The sequence below is a fragment of the Streptomyces zaehneri genome (assembly GCF_032248645.1).
Classification (GTDB): domain Bacteria; phylum Actinomycetota; class Actinomycetes; order Streptomycetales; family Streptomycetaceae; genus Streptomyces; species Streptomyces coriariae.
On sequence record NZ_JASTTJ010000005.1, the window covers coordinates 188,832 to 211,873 of the forward strand.

Annotated in this window: 16 protein-coding genes; 6 read left to right on the forward strand and 10 right to left on the reverse strand. The window is 73.9% G+C overall.

Annotated features, from left to right (window positions below):
- The first annotated feature begins 120 nt into the window (after positions 1-120).
- Positions 121-1,401, forward strand: a complete 1,281-nt coding sequence (locus QQM72_RS11055; RefSeq protein WP_314220652.1) for a molybdopterin-dependent oxidoreductase — start codon at positions 121-123, stop codon at positions 1,399-1,401.
- A gap of 334 nt (positions 1,402-1,735) precedes the next feature.
- Here the strand turns inward: QQM72_RS11055 and QQM72_RS11060 are convergent, their stop codons facing one another.
- Genes QQM72_RS11060 through QQM72_RS11070 form a run of 3 tightly spaced genes read right to left on the reverse strand, consistent with a single transcriptional unit; the run spans position 1,736 to position 3,854 of the window.
- On the reverse strand, positions 1,736-2,554 hold the full coding sequence (locus tag QQM72_RS11060) for a class I SAM-dependent methyltransferase (RefSeq protein WP_314220653.1): 819 nt from the start codon (positions 2,552-2,554) through the stop codon (positions 1,736-1,738).
- Positions 2,551-3,168 (reverse strand): TIGR04282 family arsenosugar biosynthesis glycosyltransferase, encoded by a 618-nt coding sequence (locus QQM72_RS11065; RefSeq protein WP_314220654.1) that lies wholly within the window; start codon positions 3,166-3,168, stop codon positions 2,551-2,553. The genes QQM72_RS11060 and QQM72_RS11065 overlap by 4 nt, the downstream gene beginning before the upstream one ends.
- Entirely contained in the window at positions 3,165-3,854 is a 690-nt protein-coding gene (locus QQM72_RS11070; RefSeq protein WP_314220655.1) for a glycosyltransferase family 2 protein, read from the reverse strand. The genes QQM72_RS11065 and QQM72_RS11070 overlap by 4 nt, the downstream gene beginning before the upstream one ends.
- Positions 3,855-3,977: 123 nt before the next feature.
- On the opposite strand from QQM72_RS11070, the gene QQM72_RS11075 reads away from it, so the two are divergent.
- Complete coding sequence (locus QQM72_RS11075; RefSeq protein WP_314220656.1) at positions 3,978-4,709, forward strand: response regulator transcription factor; 732 nt, start codon at positions 3,978-3,980, stop codon at positions 4,707-4,709.
- Between the two features lie 2 nt (positions 4,710-4,711).
- Positions 4,712-5,821, forward strand: coding sequence for a sensor histidine kinase (locus tag QQM72_RS11080; RefSeq protein ID WP_314220657.1), 1,110 nt, complete (start codon positions 4,712-4,714; stop codon positions 5,819-5,821).
- 54 nt (positions 5,822-5,875) lie between these two features.
- On the opposite strand, the gene QQM72_RS11085 is transcribed toward QQM72_RS11080, so the two are convergent.
- Positions 5,876-6,877 carry an NAD-dependent epimerase/dehydratase family protein gene (locus QQM72_RS11085; protein WP_314220658.1) on the reverse strand — a complete coding sequence of 334 codons (1,002 nt, stop codon included), beginning with the start codon at positions 6,875-6,877 and terminating at the stop codon, positions 5,876-5,878.
- Between the two features lie 145 nt (positions 6,878-7,022).
- On the opposite strand from QQM72_RS11085, the gene QQM72_RS11090 reads away from it, so the two are divergent.
- On the forward strand, positions 7,023-7,754 hold the full coding sequence (locus QQM72_RS11090; protein ID WP_314220659.1) for a flavodoxin family protein: 732 nt from the start codon (positions 7,023-7,025) through the stop codon (positions 7,752-7,754).
- Between the two features lie 295 nt (positions 7,755-8,049).
- Here the strand turns inward: QQM72_RS11090 and QQM72_RS11095 are convergent, their stop codons facing one another.
- The 3 genes from QQM72_RS11095 to QQM72_RS11105 all read right to left on the reverse strand — a co-directional run bounded on the left by QQM72_RS11095 (position 8,050) and on the right by QQM72_RS11105 (position 11,184).
- A complete protein-coding gene (locus tag QQM72_RS11095) occupies positions 8,050-8,547 on the reverse strand; it encodes a peptidylprolyl isomerase (protein ID WP_314220660.1) in 498 nt (165 codons plus the stop codon).
- A gap of 95 nt (positions 8,548-8,642) precedes the next feature.
- A complete protein-coding gene (locus tag QQM72_RS11100) occupies positions 8,643-10,121 on the reverse strand; it encodes a glutamate-cysteine ligase family protein (protein ID WP_314220661.1) in 1,479 nt (492 codons plus the stop codon).
- Between the two features lie 124 nt (positions 10,122-10,245).
- Positions 10,246-11,184 carry a hypothetical protein gene (locus QQM72_RS11105; protein WP_314220662.1) on the reverse strand — a complete coding sequence of 313 codons (939 nt, stop codon included), beginning with the start codon at positions 11,182-11,184 and terminating at the stop codon, positions 10,246-10,248.
- A 303-nt stretch (positions 11,185-11,487) separates the two neighbouring features.
- Between QQM72_RS11105 and QQM72_RS11110 the strand changes: the two genes are divergently transcribed.
- Positions 11,488-13,110, forward strand: a complete 1,623-nt coding sequence (locus QQM72_RS11110) for an MFS transporter (RefSeq protein ID WP_314220811.1) — start codon at positions 11,488-11,490, stop codon at positions 13,108-13,110.
- 500 nt (positions 13,111-13,610) lie between these two features.
- Here the strand turns inward: QQM72_RS11110 and QQM72_RS11115 are convergent, their stop codons facing one another.
- Both QQM72_RS11115 and QQM72_RS11120 read right to left on the reverse strand, forming a co-directional pair.
- Positions 13,611-14,810: an MFS transporter gene (locus QQM72_RS11115; protein ID WP_314220663.1), complete on the reverse strand. Its 1,200-nt coding sequence runs from the start codon at positions 14,808-14,810 to the stop codon at positions 13,611-13,613.
- A gap of 325 nt (positions 14,811-15,135) precedes the next feature.
- The gene (locus tag QQM72_RS11120) at positions 15,136-15,576 is read right to left on the reverse strand and encodes a hypothetical protein (RefSeq protein WP_314220664.1); all 441 of its coding nucleotides are present in this window, start codon (positions 15,574-15,576) and stop codon (positions 15,136-15,138) included.
- Between the two features lie 317 nt (positions 15,577-15,893).
- Here QQM72_RS11120 and QQM72_RS11125 point away from each other — a divergent pair, with 317 nt between their 5' ends.
- Positions 15,894-17,540 (forward strand): sigma-70 family RNA polymerase sigma factor, encoded by a 1,647-nt coding sequence (locus QQM72_RS11125; RefSeq protein ID WP_314220665.1) that lies wholly within the window; start codon positions 15,894-15,896, stop codon positions 17,538-17,540.
- A 106-nt stretch (positions 17,541-17,646) separates the two neighbouring features.
- Here QQM72_RS11125 and QQM72_RS11130 read toward each other — a convergent pair whose 3' ends face one another.
- Positions 17,647-22,824 (reverse strand): hypothetical protein, encoded by a 5,178-nt coding sequence (locus QQM72_RS11130; RefSeq protein ID WP_314220666.1) that lies wholly within the window; start codon positions 22,822-22,824, stop codon positions 17,647-17,649.
- Positions 22,825-23,042: the final 218 nt, after the last annotated feature.

The window sequence follows — 23,042 nt, forward strand, 5'->3', positions numbered from 1 at the left end:
GTTCACACCGGCACGCTAGGCCGGGCGGCGGGCCGCGGACCGCCGTCCGGGGCCGGACGTCAGCGTTTCGTCATGGGTCGCGCACCCGTTTCCGGGGGTGCCGCGGCCTACGGTCGGATCATGCGAGACGACGCACGGCTCCCCACCTCCCCCGGCTTCTGGCGCAGCCCGCTGCGCGGCCCCTGGTTCACCTCGGTGCTCGGCCTGGTGCTGCTCGCCGGCATCACGGTGCTGTTCGTGACGGGCCTGCTCTCGTACGCCGCCTACAACCCGGACCTCTCCCCGGTGAACGACAAGACCCCGGACAAGGGGATCCTCGGCTTCTACCTCTTCTCCTGGCCGACCGGCCCGCACTGGCTGTACCGGGTCAACCAGGGCGTGCACGTCACCCTCGGCGTCACCCTGATCCCCGTCCTGCTGGCCAAGCTGTGGTCGGTCGTGCCGAAGCTGTTCACGCTGCCGCCGGCCCGCTCGCTCGCCCACGCGCTCGAACGGATCTCCCTGCTGCTACTGGTCGGCGGCGCGCTGTTCGAGTTCACGACCGGCGTCCTCAACGTCCAGCTCGACTACGTCTTCCCCGGCTCCTTCTACCCCCTGCACTTCTACGGCGCATGGGTCTTCTTCGCCGCGTTCGTCGCCCACGCCGTGCTGAAGGTCCCGGCGGCCGTCCGCAATCTGCGCCGCCTGCGGGCGCAGGAGCCGGCCTCGTCGCAGGAGCCGGCCTCCTCGCAGGAGCCCGCGCCCGAGCAGGAGCTCGTCTCCCCGCGCCCGGACCCCGCGACCGTCTCCCGGCGCGGAGCGCTGTGGTTCGTCGGAGGGGGCTCGCTGCTGCTGTTCGCCACGACGGCCGGCCAGAGCTTCGACGGACCGCTGCGGCGCACCGCCCTGCTCGCTCCGCACGGTGGACCCGATCCGGGGAGCGGTCCGAACGGCTTCCAGATCAACAAGACGGCCGCGTACGCCGGGATCACCGCGCCTCAGACGGACGAGGACGCCTGGCGCCTCGTCGTCACGGGGCGCACCGGCACCCTCCGTCTCGGCCGCGCCGAGCTCCGTGAACTCCCTCTGCACAGTGCGGCGTTGCCCATCGCCTGCGTCGAGGGCTGGTCGACCTCGGACCAGTGGTGGCGGGGCGTACGGCTACGGGACCTCGCCGCGCTCGTCGGCTACGACGACCCGCCGGACGTGTTCGTCGAGTCCCTCCAGCGGCGCGGCGCCTTCCGCCACGCCGCCCTGCGCGCCAACCAGGTCGCCGACCCGCGCTCCCTGCTCGCCCTGTACGTCAACGGCGAGTCCCTGAGCCCCGACCACGGCTACCCGGCGCGCGTCATCGTGCCCGCCGCTCCCGGCGTGCTCAACACCAAGTGGGTGGCCCGGATGACCTTCGGAGAGACGCGATGAAGCCCGTGCTGCGACGGCCCGTGCTGCGACGGCCGGTGATCGGCAGCCCCTTCCAGATCCTCCTGCTCGCCTTCTCGTTCGCGCTCGCCGCCTACGCGGGCGTACGTCTCCTCGCCGACGACTGGTTCGGCGTGGCGCTGTGGTGGGCGGGGGCGGCGTTGCTGCACGACCTGGTGCTGCTGCCCATGTACGCCGTGGCCGACCGGGCTGTCGTACAGGGGCTCGGCGCGACCGGCCGGCGGCGCCTGACGATGTACGTCCGGGTACCGGCCGCGCTCTCCGCGCTGCTGCTGCTCGTGTGGTTCCCGCTGATCAGCGGGAAGGTGGAAGTCCGCTACCGGTCGGCCACCGGCCGCTCGGCGGACGGGTTCCTCGCCCACTGGCTGCTGATCACCGCGGTGCTCTTCGGCGGCTCGGCGCTGCTCCTCGCGCTGCGGGTGCGCAGGGCGAGGAAGCAGCGGTCGCCGGCCGTCCACTGACCGGCCGTCCGCCAGTCCCCGCGGCCCGCGTACCGCAGCAGGGCCGGCGTGCCGAGCCGCGCCCAGGGGAACGCGCGGCCGGTGCCGCCCGCCCCGGGCGGGCCGACGACCTCGACCTCGGCCCGCTCGTCCACGTCCACCGGCGCGGTCTCGGCGATCAGCAGGCCACCCGGGACGAGCAGAGCGGCCGTCCGGCGCAGCAGGGCGAGCGGATCGCCGCCGATGCCGACGTTGCCGTCGATGAGCAGCACGGTCGCCCAGCGCCCCTCGCCCGGCAGCGGGTCGAAGACCGACCGCCGCAGCGCCTGGCCGCCCAGCCCCAGCGTGTGGGCGACGGCGGCCTCGCTGACGTCGATGCCCAGCACGGGCCGTCCCCGGGCGGCGAGTTCGGCCACCAGCCGGCCGGGCCCGCAGCCCACGTCGAGTACGGCTCCCTCGCACCGGTCCAGGATCGCCAGATCGGCCGCGTCGGCGCGGGCGCACCACCGTTCCACCTCCAGCGGCAGCAGCCAGCCGTCGGCGCGGCGCAGGAACAGCGGGCCCCGGCCGGTGCGCAGGGCGGCGCTGTACGGGTCGGCGGCGGCCCAGTCGGTGGCGGCCCCCGCGACCCTCGCGGCCTCGGCCACGCCGACGTCGGCGGGGTCGGCCCCCGTGAGGTCGTACGCGGTGCTCATCGGCCCACCGCCGCCGTGCACCCGGCGAGACGGTCGGCGAAGCGGCTGCGCGGGGCCAGCGCGGCGACGGCCGTCGCGTCCGCGGCGGTGTCCACGTCCCGCAGACACGGCAGGTCGCGCACCCGCAGCCCCGCGCCGACGAGCCGCGCCCGCTGCACGGCCCCCGTCGCAGGCGTCGACATGGGCACGCCCCGCAGCAGAGCGGGATCGGGCTCGGCGAGCCCCAGCGCCCAGAAGCCGCCGTCCCTCGCCGGGCCGAAGTACGCGTCACAGCCGTCGAAGTCGGCGGTCAGCAGCTCCGGCGTCACCTGCGGGGTGTCCATCCCGATGAGAAGGGCCGGGCCGTCGCACCGGGCGAAGGCGTCCGCGAGCCGTTCGTCGAGCCCGCCCGCGCACTGCGGTACGACCTCGAAGCCGGACGGCAGCCAGGGTCCGGGGACGCCGTCCAGCACCAGGACACGGCGGGAGGCGGGCGTGGCCGCCACCGCCCGCAGGGTGTCGGACAGCGCCGCCTCCGCCAGCGCGGCCGCCTCCCGTGGGGTGAACGGCGGGGTGAGCCGGGTCTTCACCCGGCCAGGCAGCGGCTCCTTGGCGATGACGAGCAGCGTGGTCACCGTGCGACTCCTTCGCGCGCCGGAACGCCGTTGAGGACGCGGCTCATGTCCCGGACCGCCTGCCAGGTGCCACGCCAGGTGCCCGTCACCTTCGACACGCCCGTACGGGGCAGGTAGGGGACGTCGTGCTCGGTGATCCGCCAGCCCGCGTCGGCCGCGCGCACCACCATCTCCAGCGGGTAGCCGCTGCGCCGGTCGGTGAGACCGAGCGCGAGCAGCGGCTCACGGCGGGCGGCCCGCAGCGGGCCCAGGTCGTGCAGGCGCAGACCGGTGCGGCGGCGCAGCAGCCGCGCGAGCGCGAGGTTGCCGGCCCGGGCGTGCGCGGGCCACGCGCCCCGGTCGGTGGGCCGCCTGCGGCCGAGCACCAGATCGGCCGTGCCGCCGCGGACCTCGTGGACGAACGGCGCGAGCAGCGCCGGGTCGAGGGAGGCGTCGCAGTCGCAGAAGCAGACGACGTCGGCGGTGGCCGCGGTCAGTCCGGCGTGGCAGGCGGCGCCGAAGCCCCGACGGGGCTCGTGGACGACTCTCGCGCCGAGTGCGCGGGCGATCTCCGGCGAGCCGTCGGTCGATCCGTTGTCGACAACGATGGCCCGCCAGCCCTTCGGAATGCGGGCGAGCACCCAGGGGAGGGCCTCGGCCTCGTTCAGACAGGGGAGTACGACATCTGCTTCTGCGTCCGTGGTCACGGTCTCACCCTACGAACGCGAATCGGGCAAACCGGACCTCGGCTCCTTACGAAACGCGGACGTCAAGCCGCCTGGGCGCCCCCGGACGCCGCACGGAGCCGGGCGCGGTGCGAGGCTGGGCGCATGGAGCAGCCGCACGAGTCCCCGCCCCCTCCACCGGCATCGGCCCGGGTCCTGGTCGTGGACGACGACCCCACGGTCTCGGAGGTCGTCGCCGGATACCTGGACCGGGCCGGCTATGTCGTCGACCGGGCCGACGACGGCCCGTCCGCGCTGAGCCGGGCCGCCGCGCACTGGCCCGACCTGGTGGTGCTGGACCTGATGCTGCCCGGCATGGACGGTCTCGAGGTGTGCCGCCGGATGCGCGGACACGGGCCCGTGCCGGTCATCATGCTGACCGCGCGCGGCGACGAGGACGACCGCATCCTGGGCCTGGAGGTCGGGGCCGACGACTACGTCACCAAGCCCTTCAGCCCCCGTGAACTCGTGCTGCGGGTGGAGTCGGTGCTGCGCCGCAGCCGGCCCGCCACCGGTGCGCGGGTGCTGGGCGCGGCCGGCCTGTCTCTCGATCCCGGAGCCCGCCGCGCCACCAAGGACGGCGCCGAACTCGCCCTCACCCTGCGCGAGTTCGACCTGCTCGCGTTCTTCCTGCGGCACCCCGGGCGGGCGTTCGGCCGGGAGGACCTGATGCACGAGGTGTGGGGCTGGGAGTTCGGTGACCTGTCCACCGTGACCGTCCATGTGCGCCGGCTGCGCGGCAAGGTCGAGGACGACCCGGCGCGGCCGCAGCTGATCCGGACGGTGTGGGGCGTGGGCTACCGCTTCGAACCCGGACCCGACCGAGAGGGGGAGTGACTGTGCGCGACACCCTGCTCATCGCCCTGTTCGCCTTTCTCGGCGCCCTGCTCGCCGGGCTGCTCGGCGCGGGGGCGCTGTGGCTGCTGCGCCGCCGTTCGCTCACCGCGTCGCTCACCGTGGTGGCCGCCGTCGCCGTGACCGCGATGCTGGCGGGCACACTGGCCGTGGCGCAGGCGATGTTCCTGTCCGGGCACGACCTGAGCGTCGTGACGACGGTCGTTGCCATGGCCGCGGTGGTCTCGCTGGCCACCGCACTGCTGCTCGGCCGCTGGGTGGTCGCCCGCAGCCGTGAACTCACCCGTGCCGCCCGTTCGTTCGGCGACGGCGGAGCCTTCACCGCCCCCGACGGCCCGACCACCGCCGAACTGGACGCGCTGAGCCGTGAGCTGGCGGCGACCAGCGGGAAGCTCGCCGAGTCCCGGGACCGCGAACGCGCGCTGGAGGCGTCCAGACGCGAACTCGTCGCCTGGATCTCGCACGACCTGCGCACTCCGCTGGCCGGACTGCGGGCGATGTCGGAGGCGCTGGAGGACGGCGTCGCGGCCGACCCCGGCCGCTATCTGCGCCAGATCCGCACCGAGGTCGAGCGGCTCAACGACATGGTGGGCGACCTGTTCGAGCTCTCCCGCATACACGCCGGCGCGCTGGCCCTGTCCACCTCCCGCATGTCCGTGTACGACCTGGTCGGCGATGCCCTCGCCGGCGCCGACCCGCTCGCCCGCGAACACGGCGTACGGCTCGTCGGCGGCCGGGTCGAGCCCCTTCCGGTCGAGGTGGACGGCAAGGAGATGAGCCGGGTGCTGGGCAATCTGCTCGTCAACGCCATCCGGCGCACGCCGGCCGACGGCACGGTCGCCGTCGCCGCCGAACGCTCGCCCGCCGGGGTCGTCGTCTCCGTCACGGACGGCTGCGGCGGCATCCCCGAGGAGGATCTGCCGCGTGTCTTCGACACCGGATGGCGCGGCACGCACGCCCGGACGCCGCCGGCCGGCGCGGGGCTCGGCCTCGCCATCGTGCGGGGGATCGTGGAGGCCCACCAGGGATGGGCCACGGTACGCAACATCCCTGGCGGCTGCCGCTTCGAGGTGACCCTGCCGGCGGCCCGCTGAGACCCCGCCGACGCCCGGCTCACGGCGCCCGGGGCGCCGTCAGCCGGGCGCGGTTCAGTCCCCGCGCAGTCCGGCCCGCGCGAACTCGCGCATTCCCTCCTGGAACCCGACCTGGGGCTTCCACCCCAGCTCGGCCCGCAGCCGGGCGGAGTCCGCCGTGATGTGGCGGACGTCGCCCAGTCGGTACTCGCCGGTGACGACCGGCTGGGGCCCGCCGTACGCGGCGGCCAGGGTCCGGGCCATCTCGCCCACCGTGTGCGGCTCCCCGCTGCCGGTGTTGTACGCCGTCAGCATGCCCTTCGGCATGTCGGCGTCCAGCGCGGCGAGGTTGGCGGCGGCCACGTCCCGTACGTGCACGAAGTCCCGCCGCTGCCGCCCGTCCTCGAAGACGCGCGGGGCCTCGCCCCGGGCCAGCGCGGAGCGGAAGAAGGAGGCGACTCCGGCGTACGGGGTGTCCCGGGGCATCCGGGGCCCGTACACGTTGTGGTAGCGCAGCGACACCGCGGTCCCGCCCGTCGACCTGGCCCAGGAGGCCGCCAGATGCTCCTGGGCGAGCTTGGTCGTGGCGTACACGTTGCGCGGGTCGGCGGGGGCGTCCTCGGCGACGAGCCCGGGGGCGAGGGCCCTGCCGCACGCCGGGCACGGCGGCTCGAACCGTCCCTCGTCCAGATCGGCGACGGCCCGGGGCCGCGGTCGCACCACCCCGTGCTCCCGGCACTCGTAGCGTCCCTCCCCGTAGACGACCATCGACCCGGCGAGCACGAGCCGCCCGACGCCGGCCGCGGCCATGGCGGCGAGCAGGACGGCCGTTCCCAGGTCGTTGCGCGAGACGTATTCCGCCGCGTCGGTGACCCCGTCGCCGAGCCCGACCATCGCGGCCTGGTGACAGACGGCGTCGACGCCGTCGAGGGCGTGGGCGACGGCGACGGGATCGCGCACGTCGGCGGCGGGGTCCTGCCGGACGTCGTACACGAGCGCCTCGTTCCCGCGCGCACGCAGGGCGTCGACGACATGGGACCCGATGAATCCGGCACCGCCGGTGACCAGTACACGCATACGGCCACGCTAGGGCCGCGGCCGGGCCGGACCCCGCGACCCGCCCGGCACGTCATCACTCCGTAAGACGCAGAGCGCGCGTCGGACCGGGACGGAACGGACCCCCCGCGAGACGCTTCCCAGGCCTTCAGCAAGGGAGACCGTCATGGCAGCCTCGCCCTCCTCCGGCGACACGTACCGCTTCGCCGACCTCAGCGCCCTGTTCGTCAACTGCACCCTCAAACCGTCTCCGCAGCTCAGCCACACCCAGGGCCTGGTCGACAAGAGCCGGGCCCTCATGGACGCGCACGGGGTGACCACCGACGAGATCCGGGCCGTCGACCACGACATCGCCCCCGGCGTCTACCCGGACATGACCTCACACGGCTTCGCCACCGACGCCTGGCCGGCCCTGTACGAGCGGGTGATGGCGGCCGACATCCTGGTGCTGGCCGGACCCATCTGGCTCGGGGACAACAGCTCCGTGACGAAGAAGGTCGTCGAGCGTCTCTACAGCTGCTCCAGCCTGCTCAACCCGCAGGGCCAGTACGCCTTCTACGGCCGGGTCGGCGGCTGTCTGATCACCGGCAACGAGGACGGTGTGAAGCACTGCGCGATGAACCTCCTCTACAGTCTCCAGCACCTCGGCTACACGATCCCGCCGCAGGCGGACGCCGGCTGGATCGGTCCGGCGGGTCCGGGGCCTTCGTACCTGGATCCCGGCTCGGGCGGTCCGGAGAACGACTTCACCAACCGGAACACGACCTTCATGACGTGGAACCTGATGCACCTCGCGGCCCTGCTCAAGCGCAACGGCGGCGTTCCCGCGCACGGCAACCAGCGTTCGGAGTGGGACGCGGGCTGCCACGTCGACGCGCCCAACCCCGACTACCGCTGACGCCCGCCGTCGACTACCGCTGACGTCGGACGTCGACAACCGCCGACGTCCGACTTCGAGGAGCTGATCCCGCGACCGGCGGGCATCCGGCCGGCCGGCGAGGTCCCTCGCGTGCGGTCCGACTCGTCAACGGCATCAAGAAGCTGCCGGTCGAGGTGACCCTGGCCTGACCAGGTCGAGCGCGCCCGTGGATCCGCGCATGCGCATCCGCTGCGGTGCATCCGCGCCCGGTACGACGGCGCTCGCGCCGCCGGCCGGGGGCGGACCCCCGGCCGGCGGCCGCTCGATGCCCCGGTCAGAGCTGGCCGGACTCCGCGATGGTGATCTTCGCCGAGGTCTTGCCGCTGCCCGAGCCGTAGGACTCGATCTTCCTGACGAGAGCCATGCTCTCCTCGTCGGCGACCTCGCCGAACACCACGTGCTTGCCGTCGAGCCAGCCGGTGACGATCGTGGTGACGAAGAACTGCGAGCCGTTGGTGTTGCGGCCGGCGTTCGCCATGGAGAGCAGGCCGGGCCGGTCGTGCTTGAGCGTGAAGTTCTCGTCGGCGAACTTCTCGCCGTAGATGCTCTTGCCGCCCGTGCCGTCGCCGCGGGTGAAGTCACCGCCCTGGAGCATGAACTCGGGGATGACCCGGTGGAAGGAGGAGCCGGCGTAACCGAAGCCCTTCTCGCCGGTGGCCAGCGCGCGGAAGTTCTCCGCGGTCTTGGGGACGACGTCGTCGAACAGGTTGAAGTTGATCCGCCCGGCGGGCTTGTCGTCGATGGTGATGTCGAAGTAGATCTTGATGGTCATGGTTACATCCTGCACGCTCCGGCGAGCACTGCCGAATCGAGGGGTCGTGTCGGCCCTCACAGACCCCGATCGGGGCGGTCGGCGAGGGGCGCCGCTCAGTCGACAGGCCAGGTGTGAGCAGGGGCGTTGAGGTGCATGTAGTCGATGTAGAGCTGTGTCATCCGCCGCAGCGCCTCATGGCGGCCGGTCCGGGCGGAGCCGGCGATGCGATGGAACATCTCCTTCTGCCAGACGGCGCCGTTACGGCCGGTGACGCACCGCTGTTCGATGATTCCGAGCAGTGGCTCCCGCCAGGCCGCGTCCATCCCGGAGAGTTCCAGCCCCCGGTGGGCCAGCGGCAGCAGCCGCCGCAGGACGAGCTCGGCCACCGGCGCCTCGCCCATGCCGGGCCAGTACAGCCGGGCGTCGATGCCGTCCCGCGCCGCCGTGTGCAGATTGTCCTCGGCGGCCCGGAAGGACATGCGCGACCACACCGGCCGCTCGTCCTCCACCAGGGCCCGGGTGAGGCCGTAGTAGAAGGCGCCGTTGGCCAGGGTGTCGGCGACGGTCGGACCGGCCGGCAGACAGCGGTTCTCCACCCGCACGTGCGGCTGGTCGTGGGCGACGGCGTAGACCGGACGGTTCCAGCGGTAGATGGTGCCGTTGTGCAGGGTCAGCTCGCCCAGTTCCGGCACGTCCCCTCCGGACAGCGTCTCGCGCGGATCCTGCTCGTCGCACAGGGGCAGCAGCGCGGGGAAGTAGCGCAGGTTCTCCTCGAAGAGGTCGAAGACGCTGGTGATCCACCGCTCCCCGAACCACACCCGCGGCCGTACGCCCTGCACCTTGATCTCCTGCGGGCGGGTGTCGGTGGCCTGCTCGAACAGCGGGATACGGGTCTCGTGCCACAGTTCCTTCCCGAACAGGAACGGTGAGTTGGCCGCCAGCGCCACCTGGACGCCGGCGACCGCCTGCGCCGCGTTCCAGTAGGCGGCGAACTCGTCGGGGGAGACCTGGAGATGGAACTGCGTGCTGGTGCACGCGGCCTCCGGGGTGATCGTGTCCGCGTACGTGCGCAGCCGGTCGACACCGTCCATCTCGATGTGCAGATCCTCGCCCCGCGCGGCGAACACCTGGTCGTTGAGCAGCCGGTAGCGGGCGTTCTCCGACAGCGCCGACTCGCCGACGTCCTCCTGCCGCAGGGTCGGGAGGATACCGATCATGATCAGATGCGTGCCGACCGTCCGGGCACGCTCCTCGGCGTGGTTGAGCGCGGCACGGATCTCCGCTTCCCAGGCGTCGGGACCACCCTGCGTCAGACGGCGCGGCGGCAGGTTGATCTCGAGGTTGAAGCGGCCGAGCTCGGTGGACCAGGCGGGATCCGCGATCACGTCCAGCACGTCGCTGTTGCGCATCGTCGGCTCGGCCTCGTCGTCGACCAGGTTCAGCTCGATCTCGAGACCCACCTGGGGCCGCTCGGACTCGAACCGCGCCTCGCGCAGCATCTGCGCGAAGACGTCGAGGCACTCCTGCATCTTGATCCGGTACCGGCGGCGGTCCTCGCGGGTGAAGACCAGCGCCGGGACATCACGTCCCATCGGCCCTCCCGGCTTGCCCTGTGTCGGACGCCCTTGCCTCCAGCGTCGCACCACCGGACGCCCCCCACCATGCGGGAAGCGTGGCCGCGGGCGCGTCCCGCCCGGCGCCCGGACACCAGTGGGCCTACGTGATCGGCTCGGTCAGCCGGGCCACCTCCTGCGCGGCGTCCCGGGCTGCCCGCTCGGCCCGGTCCACCGCCTGAGCGGCGGTCCGCAGCCGTTCCTCGGCCTCCTTCCGCTCCTGCTCGGCCTGCCGGAGCTCCTGGCGCGCCGCGCGCAGCCGCTCCTGCGCCGCGGACTCGCGCTCACGGGCCCGGTCGTGCCGTTCGCGGGCCTGCCGGAGCGACGCGTCGGCATCGGCCCGTCCGGCGCTCAGCGCACGCAGCCGCCGGTCGGCCGCTTCCGCCGACCGGCGGGCCTGGCCCAGCTGCCCCTGCCGCAGGCGGCGCCGCTCGGCGAGTTCGTCCTTCGCCCGGGACCGCGTATCCGGCGCTGCGGGCGCCGGACGGGCCGGCCTGTGCGCAGGGCCGGCGGCCGCCGGCCCACGGGAGGGGAAGTCGGCCGGCGGGGTGAGGGCACTCTCCAGACGTCCGGTGGCCCACCGCTGCGCCGCGTCCTCGTCGGCGAGCACCGCGCGCAGGGTGGACTCGACGTCCTGCCGAGCCGCGCCCGACAACTCGTGCCCGGCCTCGCGGGCCAGCTCGGCGGCCTGCCGGGACAGCGCGGAGACGATGCTCCGGCGCTGCTCGGACAGTTCCCTGATCCCGTCGGAGTCCAGGGACCGGTACGCCTCGCGCAGTGCCCGCCCCAGCTCCAGGAACCGCCCGCTCTCCTGCGGCTGCGAGCGCAGCAGCAGGTTCGCCGCCCAGGCCGCGAGCGTGGGACGCCGGGCGGCATGGATCCGACGGGCATCGTCGCCGCGCCCGTCGCTCTTGGCCTCGACGGCCAGCTGCTCCCTTCGGGAGACGAAGCCGGACGGCGGTGCGGCGTAGAGCTCGTCGAGTATCCGCTCCACGTCCTGTCCCGCAGCGGGCCGAGCGGATCGTGCACCCTTTCGCGCCATGATCAGCAGCGTCCACCCGGCCGGGCCCCCACGCATCCCGACGCCGGGGGACCGGCGCGGGGCCGGGGGGTTCCGGCCGACGAGCGGGCCCGCGCGGCCGTACGGACCCCGCGTCCACCGCTCGCGGTTCCCACCGGTTCTTCCCTGCTCCCCGCCCTGCGCGTGGCCGCCGCCGCGGCCGCCACGACCGGTCAGGTGCCCGTGGCGGGAGCGCCTGCCCCATCCGATGACGTGCCCTCCTGACGCCGATGTGCACCGGATGCGTCGTCAGCTGACCCGGTTCAGACTGAGGGCGTGACTGGCATGTACACCAAACAGCCGGCGGGGAGTGCGCGGGAGGGACCGCGCAGGCCTTCGCAGTCGGTGGCACTCGCGGCCATGATGTTCGCGGTCGCGATGACGTTCATCGACCAGACCATCGTGGCGATCGCCGCACCGGACATCGTCAACGAACTCGGCCTGTCCGCCTCCGGTATGCAGTGGGTCGTCAACGCCTACCTGCTGGCGTTGGCGGCGTTCTTCGCCCTCGGCGGACGGCTGGCGGACCTGCTCGGTCCTCGGCGCGTCGTCGTGGCGGGCACCGTGGTGTTCGTCGTCTCGTCGGTCCTGTGCGGCTGTGTACCGAGCGGCGACTTCGCGCTGGCCTGGCTCGTCGTCTTCCGCTCGACCCAGGGGCTCGGCGCGGCCCTGCTCTTCCCGGCGGCGCTCGCGGTGGTCGTGGCCGTCTTCCCGGTGGAGCGACGCGGCCGTGCCCTGGCCCTGTTCTTCGGTGTCACCGGGGCCCTGACCGCCGTCGGGCCGCTCCTCGGCGGCTGGCTCACCGACTGGACCTGGCGGGCGATCTTCTGGGTCAACGTGCCCGTGGCCGTCGTCGCGTTGATCCTGACCGCGCTCGCCCGTGTGTCCGACCGCCGCCGTGACGAGTCCCTGGACGTGCGGGGCGCGGTGCTGATCGCGGTCGGAATGGGTGCGAGCGTGCTCGGCTTCCAGCAGGCGTCGGCGTGGGGCTGGGACAGCGTGCTCACCTGGGTCTGCGTCGTGGGCGGTCTGGCTGTGCTGTGGCTGTTCTGCCGCTACGAACTGCGCACGGCCCACCCGTTGGTCAACCTCGGGGTCTTCCGGGACAGCGCCTTCGTGGCGGACGGACTCGTGCTGTTCTTCGCCATGCTCGCGTTCGTCCCGCTGTTCTTCTTCGCCTCCGTCTACGCGCAGGTGTCCCTCAGCGCCTCGCCCAACCAGGCGGCCCTGTACCTGCTGTACTTCTTCGTGGGCTTCGCGCTCGCCTCGCAGTGGGGCGGGCGGATCCTGGACAAGCGAGGCGCGCGGCCGGCCATGAAGATCGGCTGCGTGGTCGGAGCGGTGGGCTTCGCGCTCTGGGCCGGGAAGCTGACCGACCTGTCCATGCACGACCAGTGGCCCTACGCGGCCCTCGCGGGGGCCGGAATCGGCTTCATCCTCGCGCCCGCCTCCACCGACGCCGTGAACCGGGCGATCGACGCCTCCTACGGTGAGGTCACCGGCATCACGCAGACGATCCGCAACTACGCCGCGAGCGTCGGCCTGGCACTCTTCGGCACCGTGCTGACCCATCGCACGACCGACAACGTCACCGACACGCTCCAGTCGCGCGCAGTGCCGTCCGGGGCCGCGGAGAGCGCGGCGAGGAACGTCGCCGAGGCGATCACCGGCAATGCCGACGACCGGCAGCTCGGCGGAGGCGGCCCGGTCGCGCGGACGGTGCAGGACTCGATGGCGGCGATCCGGATGGACTTCGCCGAGGCCAACCAGTGGGTGTTCTACGGGATGGCGATCGCCCTGGGTGTCGGATACCTGTGCGCGCTCCGGCACCCGGGCGGAACGAGCGGCGCGGAACGGGCCGACGTGCCGTCGGACGATCGCTCGCCCGTCCGTGACCGGGCTTCCTGACGACGTGCGACGTGTGCTGGGCGGCGGGCGGCGGGCGAGGGCGGGCAGCGGGCAGCGGGCAGCCGGGAAAGCCGGAAGGCTTCCCCGGCTACCGGGTCTCAGCGGCTGCGAACGGCGCTGGTGGTGAAGAAACCCGTGGCCGCGGCGCTGAGCAGGGCGCAGACGGCGAGGAAGGCGGTACGTCGCATCGGGGGGCCTTTCCGGTGATGACGGATGGGATCTGCACAACGCCGGTCGGCCCCCTGTCGCTTCGCCCCGGGACCGACCCCACCCGTACGGCCGCGGCCAAGCGTGTATGCGTGCCGCCCGGCGCGCCCGCACCCGACTCCGGCGCGCCAACGACTTTGCTCCCGGCGGCGCCCGCGCAGGCACCGGAAGCCGGTCACGCCTCCGCGGGCGCGCCCGAGGGCCACTGGCCGCCGCCCCGCAGGGTGCCCCGGCCGCCGGACGCCGGTGTCGTGGCCCGGTGCGCGACACGCCGCGTCCGGGGGCTCAGGCGTTCAGGCGTTCTGGTCCTCCACCCGTACCGGCCGCCGGAGGAGATAGGCCCCCGCCGCCGATACGAGGACGGCCATGCACCCGATGAACACCAGCCCGGCACCCTCCAGGCCGAGCGGCCCCACCAGCACGCCGACGCCGATCACCGGCACCGAGATGCCCGCGTAGGCCACCACGAAGAGCGTCGAGATCACCGCAGCGCGCCGGTCCTCGGGAGATGCTCCGGCCACCGCGGACAGTGCCCCGCGAAACGCCAGCCCCTGCCCGGCGCCGCCGACGATCGCGCTCAGTACCACCAGCGCCAGCACCTCCCACCGCAACGCGCCCGCGAGCAGCGCCAGCCCGGCCAGAAGCGCGGCGCAGCCCAGCGGCAGGGAGCGCCCGACCCCGACCCGGCCGACGAGCAGCTGCCCGGCGGTGGAGGCGAAGAAGGCCAGTGCGACGACGAGACCGCTCACCGCGTGGTCGCTCACGTCGAGGGAGTCGGCGAGGAACGCCGGGCTGACCGAGGTGAACACGCCGAACAGGGCGAATCCCACGAACGAGGCGATCGCCGCCGGCCCGAACACCGCCCGCACCTCGGGGGGCAGGCCGGGCCGCTGCGGCCGTACGGTGTTCAGCGCCCTGCGGTGCCGTACGGTCTCCGGGAGCCACGCCACGACGCCGACCGAACAGGCCACCAGGGCGAGATGCACGGCGAACGGCAGGTACAGCGGCCAGTCGGCGTACTGCGCGAGCACTCCGGCGAGCAGCGGACCGCAGCCCAGCCCGCCCATGTTGGCGGCCGTCGCGACGAACGTGGCCCGGGAGGCGCCGCCGGGTGGAGCCAGGTCCATCACGTACGCGGTGGCGGCCCCGGTGAAGAGCCCGGCGGACAGCCCCGACAGCAGCCGTCCCGCGTACAGCCAGCCCAGCCCGGTGGCGGCCAGGAATGACACGGCGCTCGCCGCCGCGCAGCCCAGGCCCGCCATCAGCACCGGACGTCTGCCCACGGTGTCCGAGGCGTTGCCGGCCAGCAGCAGCACACCGATGACCCCGAAGGCGTAGACCGCGTACACGACGGTGACCGTCAGCTCGGAGAACCCGAACTTCTCCTGGTAGAGGGGGTAGAGGGGGGTCGGCAGCGTGGTGCCGGCCATGCACACGGCAAAGACGGCTCCGCCGAGCAGACAGGGGAGCCATCCTCGGTGATCACGGTCCATGGCGGCGACAGTAACCCCGCGCGGGGCCCCGCCGAGGTCCGACGTGCCCGGCTTCGCGTGAGTCGCCGCGCCGTCCCGGCTTCCCCGCCGGAGCCCGTTCGGGGGCGCCGGTCCGCCCCGGCATCCGACGATGATCACGCGACGGTCGGCTCCCGCGGCCGGCGGGCGATTCCGGGCGTCGCGGCGGCGGTGTCCCCGTACGAGAGAAGGTGCGGAGCACCGGGAGTGAGTGGCGGGGCCGCACCGGAACACGGGACCGTCACCTCCTCGGCGGTGCGGTCCACGCGGTCGGTGGCGACATCAACGCCGGTCGTCGCGCCGTGACTTACCGCGACAGCACGGGCTTCGAGGCTTCGGTCGGTCCGGCCGGCGGGAGCGGCGCCCGGTCGAACCACTGTCTGGTCGCCGCACCGCCGGCGAGGGCCACCAGCAGCGCACCCAGGGCGGCACCCGCGCTCCAGGCCGCGTGGTGGGCCAGGGCCGCGACCGAGCCGCTCACGACGATCACCCAGCCGACGACGACCGCGCCCCTGCGCACCGCCCCACCGCCTTCGGCGAACCTCGCCGACACGACCAGCGACGTCACGGCGAGCGCCGCGCACGCGGTCGCCGCGAGCAGCAGCAGCCCGACGGCCGGCGCGCCCAGCGCGCCGGACTCGAAGACGGCCGCGGCCGCGGCCAGTCGTACCGAACCGGCGATCCCCGACAGGCCCAGCACGACGAGCAGCGTGCGCGCATATCTGGCCGTAACAGGCATTCGCGTCATAGGGATTCCTTGTGCCGTGCGGACGTCGGTCGCCGGGTGCGTGGGACACGGCGGGCCGGCCGGGTCACCGTAATCGCCCTGGCCGTCAGGGCGACACCCCTGTGACGCCAGGCGGCGACGACCCGTCGCGCAGCCCGGGAATCGCGAGAGGAAGGCCGATGCCCCGCTCGCGATGTGACGGGTCCCATTGCACTCATGGCCCCGCACCCGCGACCCTCTCCTCGCACGAATTTCCGAGGAACCGTTATCCGTTGCTTCCGCGGAGATCCCCCATATGACGGACAGCATCATTCGGCGTCGAGGACAGGGAAGTCTCCATGAGTACACGGCACACGGTGGAGGCGGTGGCGCTGGTCGCCGCCGCCCGAGCGGGCGATCAGGCGGCCCAGGACGCGCTCGTCGGCGCCTACCTGCCGCTCGTCTACAACATCGTGGGCCGGGCGTTGAACGGTTCGGTGGACGTCGACGACGTCGTGCAGGACACCATGTTGCGCGCCCTTGACTCGCTGGGCTCGCTGCGGGATCCCGCGAGCTTCCGCTCCTGGCTGGTGGCCATCGCGATGAACCAGGTCCGTGCGCACTGGAACCGGCAGCAGCCCGTCCAGGGCGCCATGGAGGAGGCCGACGACGTCGCCGATCCGGGCGCCGACTTCGTCGACCTGACCATCGTGCAACTCCAGCTGTCCGGCCAGCGGCAGGAGACCGCACGGGCGACGCGCTGGCTGGAGCCCGACGACCGGGGACTGCTGTCCCTGTGGTGGCTGGAGTGCGCCGGTGAACTGACCCGGGCCGAGATCGCCGCGGCCCTGGAACTGACTCCGGAGCACACGGCGGTCCGCGTACAGCGGATGAAGGCGCAGCTGGAGGCGGCCCGGGTCGTCGTGCGGGCGCTGGACTCGCGGCCCCAGTGCCCGCAACTGCGCGGCGAACTCGCGGGCTGGGACGGCCGGCCCTCGGCATTGTGGCGCAAGCGCACCGCCCGGCACGCACGCGGTTGCGCACGCTGCTCGGGCCTGTGGAGCGGGCTGATGCCCGCCGAGGGGCTGCTGGCCGGGCTGGCGCTGGTCGCGGCCTCGTCCGCGCTGCTGGCGCGGACGAACGCGGCCACCGACACCATCGCCGTGGTCGGTTCGGCGTCCCCGCTCGCCCGGGGCGAGGAACCGGGCGGATCCCTCCCGCCGGTGAACCGCCGTGCCTCGAAGGACCGGACCACCTCCCGCACCGACGCCCGTCGCCGGCGGCGTACCCGCCGACGGGCGGTCGGCGGCGCGGTCGTGGCCGCCTGCGTGGCGGGCGGCGGCCTCTACTACTTCGGCACGCAGCCGGACGGCGGGACGGGGGAGAGCGCCGCCGTACAGCCCGCTGACGACGTACTCGCCTCGGACCGCCCCACGCCGGACAGCGCCCGCAGCACCTCACCGTCCCCGTCCCCGTCCCCGACGGCGTCCGCGTCGAAGTCGCCGCGTGCGAGCGCCTCGCCGTCTGCCCGCGCCAGCAGGACCGTGGTCGCGGCGGCCCCCGCGAAGTCGGCCGAGCCGAAGCGGACCGCTTCCAAGACGCCGACCGCGCAGGCGGGTTCGTCCGATCTCGCCACCCAGGTGATCGCCCTGGTCAACAAGGAGCGGGCGACGGCGGGCTGCGGCCCCCTCACGGACGACAGCCTGCTGCGTGCCGCCGCACAGGGCCACTCCGACGACATGGCCGCCCGCGACTTCTTCGACCACACCAACCCCGACGGCGCCGACCCCGGCCGGCGCATCACGGCCGCCGGGTACCGCTGGTCCACCTACGGCGAGAACATAGCCAAGGGGCAGCAGACGGCCTCGTCGGTGATGACGTCCTGGATGAACAGCGAGGGCCACCGGGCGAACATCCTGAACTGCTCCTTCAAGAACATCGGCATCGGAATCCACGACGGTGCCGGCGGCCCCTGGTGGACCCAGAACTTCGGCGCCAGACTCTGACCCGCGCGCCGGCCGCCGAGGGACCTGGGCCGCGGAAGGCGACGGGATCGTCGTCCACCTCCGCGGCGCCCCGGCCCGGCAGGACGGATCCACCGAGACCGACGCGTCAGGCCAGGTGGCCCCCCGGATCCCGCAGCCGCCCGGCGTTCGCCGCGTCGGCCAGCATGCGCCGCACCGCGGGCGCGGGCATCCGGACGACCACCGGCTCCGGCAGCGTGACCTCCTGTACGGCCGTCCCGCGGCGACCCGAACGCACCCGGTCGCTCACCTCCGCCACCGCCCGCACATCCAGCGTGAACTGCACCAGCACCGACTCGGCCTTGGGCTTGTGCAGCGGTATCGAACCGGCGGCGTCGGCGGCGGTCGCGGTGGCGCTGCCGGAACCGTCCACGGTGCCGAGGAGCTGGTTCAGCCGGAACTCGTCCGCGTTCAGCACCCCCGCCCCCACCAGGCCGCGCGCCGACCGTCCGTGCTCGTTGGCCTGCTGGCCGTCCGTACCCGCCGGGCGCGGCGCGTCCAGCCCGCTCTGCGCGACCGTCTCGAAGGTCATCTTGTCGCCCACGCCCAGCACCCGGCCGCCGCGCAGCCGGGCGTGCAGCGAGGCACGCAGATCCTGGCCCGACGCGCCGGTCGCGTGCACCGGCGGAAGGTCGACGCCCGCGGCGGTCAGCAGCGGCAGCGCCGCGATCAGCCACTCCGTGGAGACGGCCTCGCGCAGCAGGTGAGAGGCCGCCTCGCCGCCGGTGCGGAACCGCGCGCCGCCCCCCGCCCGCCGGACCGCGTCGTCGACCGCCTGCTGCACCCTGGGCGTTCCCCGGAACCCGTTGACCTGGGCCTCCATCGGCAGCCGGACCCCGGAGTCACGCCAGGGACCGAGCCGGTCGGCACCGGCGTCCGCCGCGTCCACCGCGTGCACGCCGACCTGCTGGGGCGGTACCGGGGCCAGTTGCGACAGCGCACGCAGATCCGCGGCGAGCACCCGGTGGGTCAGGCTCAGGCCCTTCAACGGCGCGAGGGCCACCCGGCGGTTGCCGGAGAACACCTCCAGGGTCGCCTCGATCGGCACGTTCATCCGGGCCGACGGGGCGGAGCCCGCCTCGGCGACGGTCTTCACGCCCAGCTGGGCACGCCCGACGCCCACGGAGCGGCGCGAGTCGCTCACGCCGAGACCGAGTCCCGCGGCGGCGCCGACGCTCTTCAACTGTCCCGCGCCCCCGTCGGGTTTCCCCGAACCGGCCAGGACCGCCTCGACGCCCCGGCTGTCGCTCTCGTCGTGCGCACCGGCCCGCTGGGCGGCGGCGGAGGTGATGTACTCCATGTCCCGGCCGTCGGACGCGGTCTCCACATAGCTGCCGCGCCCGGTCCTGCGGATGCGGAACAGCGCCCGGTAGGGCCGTTTGCGCCCGTCGAGCAGCTCGACGCCGACCCCGCCGTCCATCGCGCTCGACAACAGGCCCGCCGAGCCGTCCCGGTCGAGCACCCGCAGCAGCCGCTGCACGTTGTCGTTGCGGTCCGTCAGCCGGGTACGCGGCAGGAGTTCGTCCGCGAGGGAGGCGCCGAGGCGGGCCCGGATCCCCTCCAGCAGGGGCACGAAGTCGGGCAGGTCCTCGATCATGCCGAAGCCGAGCGGGAGCGACTCGGCCAGGGCGGGAACCGGGGCCGGGGGAACCAGGGGCGCGCTCTTCGGGGCACCGCCCGAAGCTGACGTGTCCGCTGCCGTGGTCTCCGTCTCCTGGCCGGCCCGTACCTTCCCGGCGGGCCGCGCGGACCGGCCGGTCTTCCCGGTGTCCCCGTCTTCCCTCGTTCTCCCGGACTGGCCGGACGTCCCGGCCGACGTCGTGCCCGAACCGGAGGCCTTGTCCTCGCGCCCCTGTTCGCCCGGTACCTTCAGTCCCGCCGCCCGCAACTGACGCTCGGTCAGCCACACCGCGACCGCCCCCGGCACCGTACGGCCACCGCGCGCCACGTACGGCCCCCCGCCCGTCACCGCGACCTCGGCGACCATGCGTACCACCAGATCGCACTGGACCAGATAGAGCGGGCTCTTGCGGGAGGTGTGCGCGTTGCGTTCGACGGTGCCGACCAGCGTGGACGCCGTCGTGTCGCCGCTGCCCAGGGTACGGCCGGCCGCCACCCCCTCGGCGAGCCGCCACTCGGCGCCGTTCTCCGCGCCCGTCAGGCCGCCCTGCACGGAGACCTGGTGACTCGTGCCCTCCTGACCGGTGACCTGATGCCCGCCCAGCACGAAGGTCTCGGTGCCCGCCCCCGTGCCCTGGTGGACGACCCGCCCACCGGTCAGCGCGAACCGGGTGCCGACCGCGCCGGTCAGTCCGGCCAGCCGCCGCGCGTGCCGCAGGTTCTGCACCACCCAGCCGGCCGAGACGGCCTGCCGCAGCGCCGCCGTCACCGCCTGCGGGCTGAACCGGTCCTCGATGGCGAGCCGCGGCGCGAGCCCCTCGGTCTCCAGCGCCCGGTCCTCCCGCGCCTCCTTGTTGCGGGCGGCGGCCCGCGCCAGCAGCTCGAAGGCCAGGTCCCGCACCGGCTGCCCGTCGCCCACGGTCTCCACCAGCGTCCAGTCCCGCACGCCCCGCCTGCCGCCCAGCTGGCGCGACGCCAGTCCGGCCAGGTCACCGATGCCCGCCGCCGCGAACTCCGTCCGCGTGTCACGGTGGCCCGCCCTGCTGGCGGCGGTCGACTCGTCCAGCTGCCGCTTGGCATCGCCGTCCAGGGTGAACGCGCTCGGGGTGAGCAGCCGCACGTCCTGCGCGTCGAGGGGCAGCGACCCGACCCGTTCGGCGGCGGGCGCGTCCCGGCCCGGCGCACCGGGGGTGAGCGCGCGGGCCGCCTTGCGCTGCCGGGACGTCATGGTGACGTCGACGTTCAGGCTCAACGCCCCGCCGAACACGCTGGCGTTTTCGGAACCGTTGGTGAGCACGTCGGTGCGCAGGGTCGGCCCGGCCAGGCCGCGCCGGGTCGTCGTACGGCCCTTCTCGGCACGCGCCGACAGGGTCAGGGCGCCGGGGACCAGCCGGAACTGGCCGAGCGCCATCCCGCCGACCGTGCGTGAACTCGCCCGCCCGCTCTGGAGGTTGCTCGTGACGCCCGCGTGGCTGCGGACGAGCCAGTCCTCGGTCTCACCGAGGTGACCGGTCTCCCGCAGCGAACCGGTGACCTTCAGCTGCACGTCGTGCGCGTGGAAGCGGGACTTGCGGCGCAACCGCACCCGGACACCGGTGGACAGCAACTGGTCCTTGTTGACCCGCAGGTTGGTCTCCGACAGTACGCTCACCAGCTCGCGGTAGTTGCGCCGCTGGACCTCGGCCTCCTCAGGGCTGAGATCACGCGGCTGCTCCTCCTCGCCGAAGGCGGGAAGATACCCGGCGAGCCGCGCATCGGTGGCGAACAGCCGCGTCACGGCCCGCATCATCGGCGCGGTGTCCAGCCGGCTGATCGCCACGCTGGAGCCCATCGCGCCGAACGGCAGGTGCCGCACGTCGTGCTCGGCGGCGCCGTCCTCGCCCGCCCGGTCGCGGTTCTCCGCCGGGTCCCGCTCGGTCGCGGTGGCCCTCCCCTTGCCCTTGACGTCCTTCCCGGCGCGTTCCGGACGCTTGACGAACTCGCCCGCCGTCACCCCCTCGGGCAGCGGCAGCCCCAGCTCCTGGGCCTCGTCGGCCCGCAGCGAGACCCACACCCGCATCGTGTGGTGCGCGGTACGGCCGCCGCCCCGTGCCCTGGTCAGGGGCGAGGTCGGACCGGTGCCCTCGACGGTGAACAGCACGGTGCCCAGATAGAGCACCTTCTCGCCGCGGACCTCCGCGCCCTGCCGGCTGGACACGGTCTGCTCGGCCACGCTGAACCGCGCCTTGCGCGCCCCGGCGACCGGCATGACGGTGCCGCGGACGGCGGCCGCGTTGCCGAGGACACCGAACCCCGCCGCCGGACCGGCGCCGAAGGCGCCGCCCCGGCCCTTGCCCGCGGTGTCCGTCACCGCGTGCTGCGCCTGCTGGTGGGTGCGCAACTGCGTCTTGCCGGTACTCCAGCCGGGGGCCAGCTCCGTGATCGCGGCCCGCATCCGATAGGTGCCGGTGGTGCTGCCGTCCCTGCTGGTCAGATCCTCGCCGACGACCCCGTCACGCAGCAGCCGGGGCAGGTCCTCCAGCACGGTCGCGGTGGCGGTGGCCTCGTACAGCCGGGCCCGGCCGGGAGCACCGGGCCAGGTCAGGGACGGATGCAGCGCGGAGGCGACGGCGTCGAAGAGCCCCCCGCCGCCCTGGTGCGGCGCTGCCTGGTCCGAGACGGCGACCGGGGCCATGGAATCCGCCAGCGACACGGCCCGGGCGGTCTGGGGCGCCACCGGACGCGGTCGGGGCACCGCCCCGGCGGCCGTCGGGACCAGGTGCTCCACCGGCACCCGCATGGTCAGGGCGCCGGCCCCTTCGGCGCTGCGGGCCGAGCGTTCGCCGTCCTTCATGATCCGCACGCGGTAGCGGACCCGGCGCGGTACCTCGACCGATCCCTTGTCGCTGCGCAGCACCCGCGGCTCCGCCACGTTCCGCTGGCTGCGGGAGTCCCGGGACGACTGGAAGGGCTGGGCGTTGACGGTGGCCGCCCCGCCGACCCAGACGCCGGGTGCGACCGGGGCCAGTCCGAAACCGGTGAACGCCACGCCCTTCGACGCGGACCCGCTCGTACTCTGTGCCACGGTGGCGGCCGTGTTGTGCTGCACGTCGACCTTGGTGGCCGCACCCTCGCTGTCCGGACCCGCGGCCGAGAAGACGCCGGGGCGGTCGTCGTCGGCGGGCGAGAGGCTCACCGTGACGTCGTAACGGTCCGTACCCCGTACCCCGGTGACGGCGAAGGCCCGGCCGCGCCCGAAGAAGGACTCGGGCCGTCCGGCGAGCTCCGCGGCGATCTCGGCGACCACTCCGTCGCGCCGTCCGACGGCATCGGCCAGCGTGGTGGTGACGAACTCGTGGCCGGTGAGCCCGTACGCCGTGGACAGCCCCGCCGCCTCCATGTCCCGCAGATACGAAGGGAGTTCGAGGGCGTCGTTCTCGACCTCCTCGATGGCGGGCGGCACCTGCGGGGGCCTGCGACGGGCGGTGGACGGGCCGGCCCCGTTCAGCGCGGCGACGGTCGCCGCGTTGCCCGCGGTCTGCTGAAGCCCCAGGAGAGGGTTCGGGCCGCTGCTCCGACCGGACACGTGGGGCGTCCGGGTCGCCCGCGGGGACCGTTCGAGGGCACTGCCATGACGGTCGTCGCCCGCCTGCCGCTGTTGTCGCACGCGCGTCAGCGTAAGGACGCTCAGGCGGCTGGTCAGGCAACACGTCAAGTGTTCAACTGCCGTACGCCAGAAGGTCGTCGGACCCCGCCCGGGACGGGTTCGACCGTCCCGGGCAGGGCGTCCCCGCGATGTCCGAGCGACCAGGGAGGGGTTCCGCGCAGCGGGCGCGCACCGGGCGTACGCGGAAGCACGGAACCCCCCCCGGGCCGTCCCTCGCG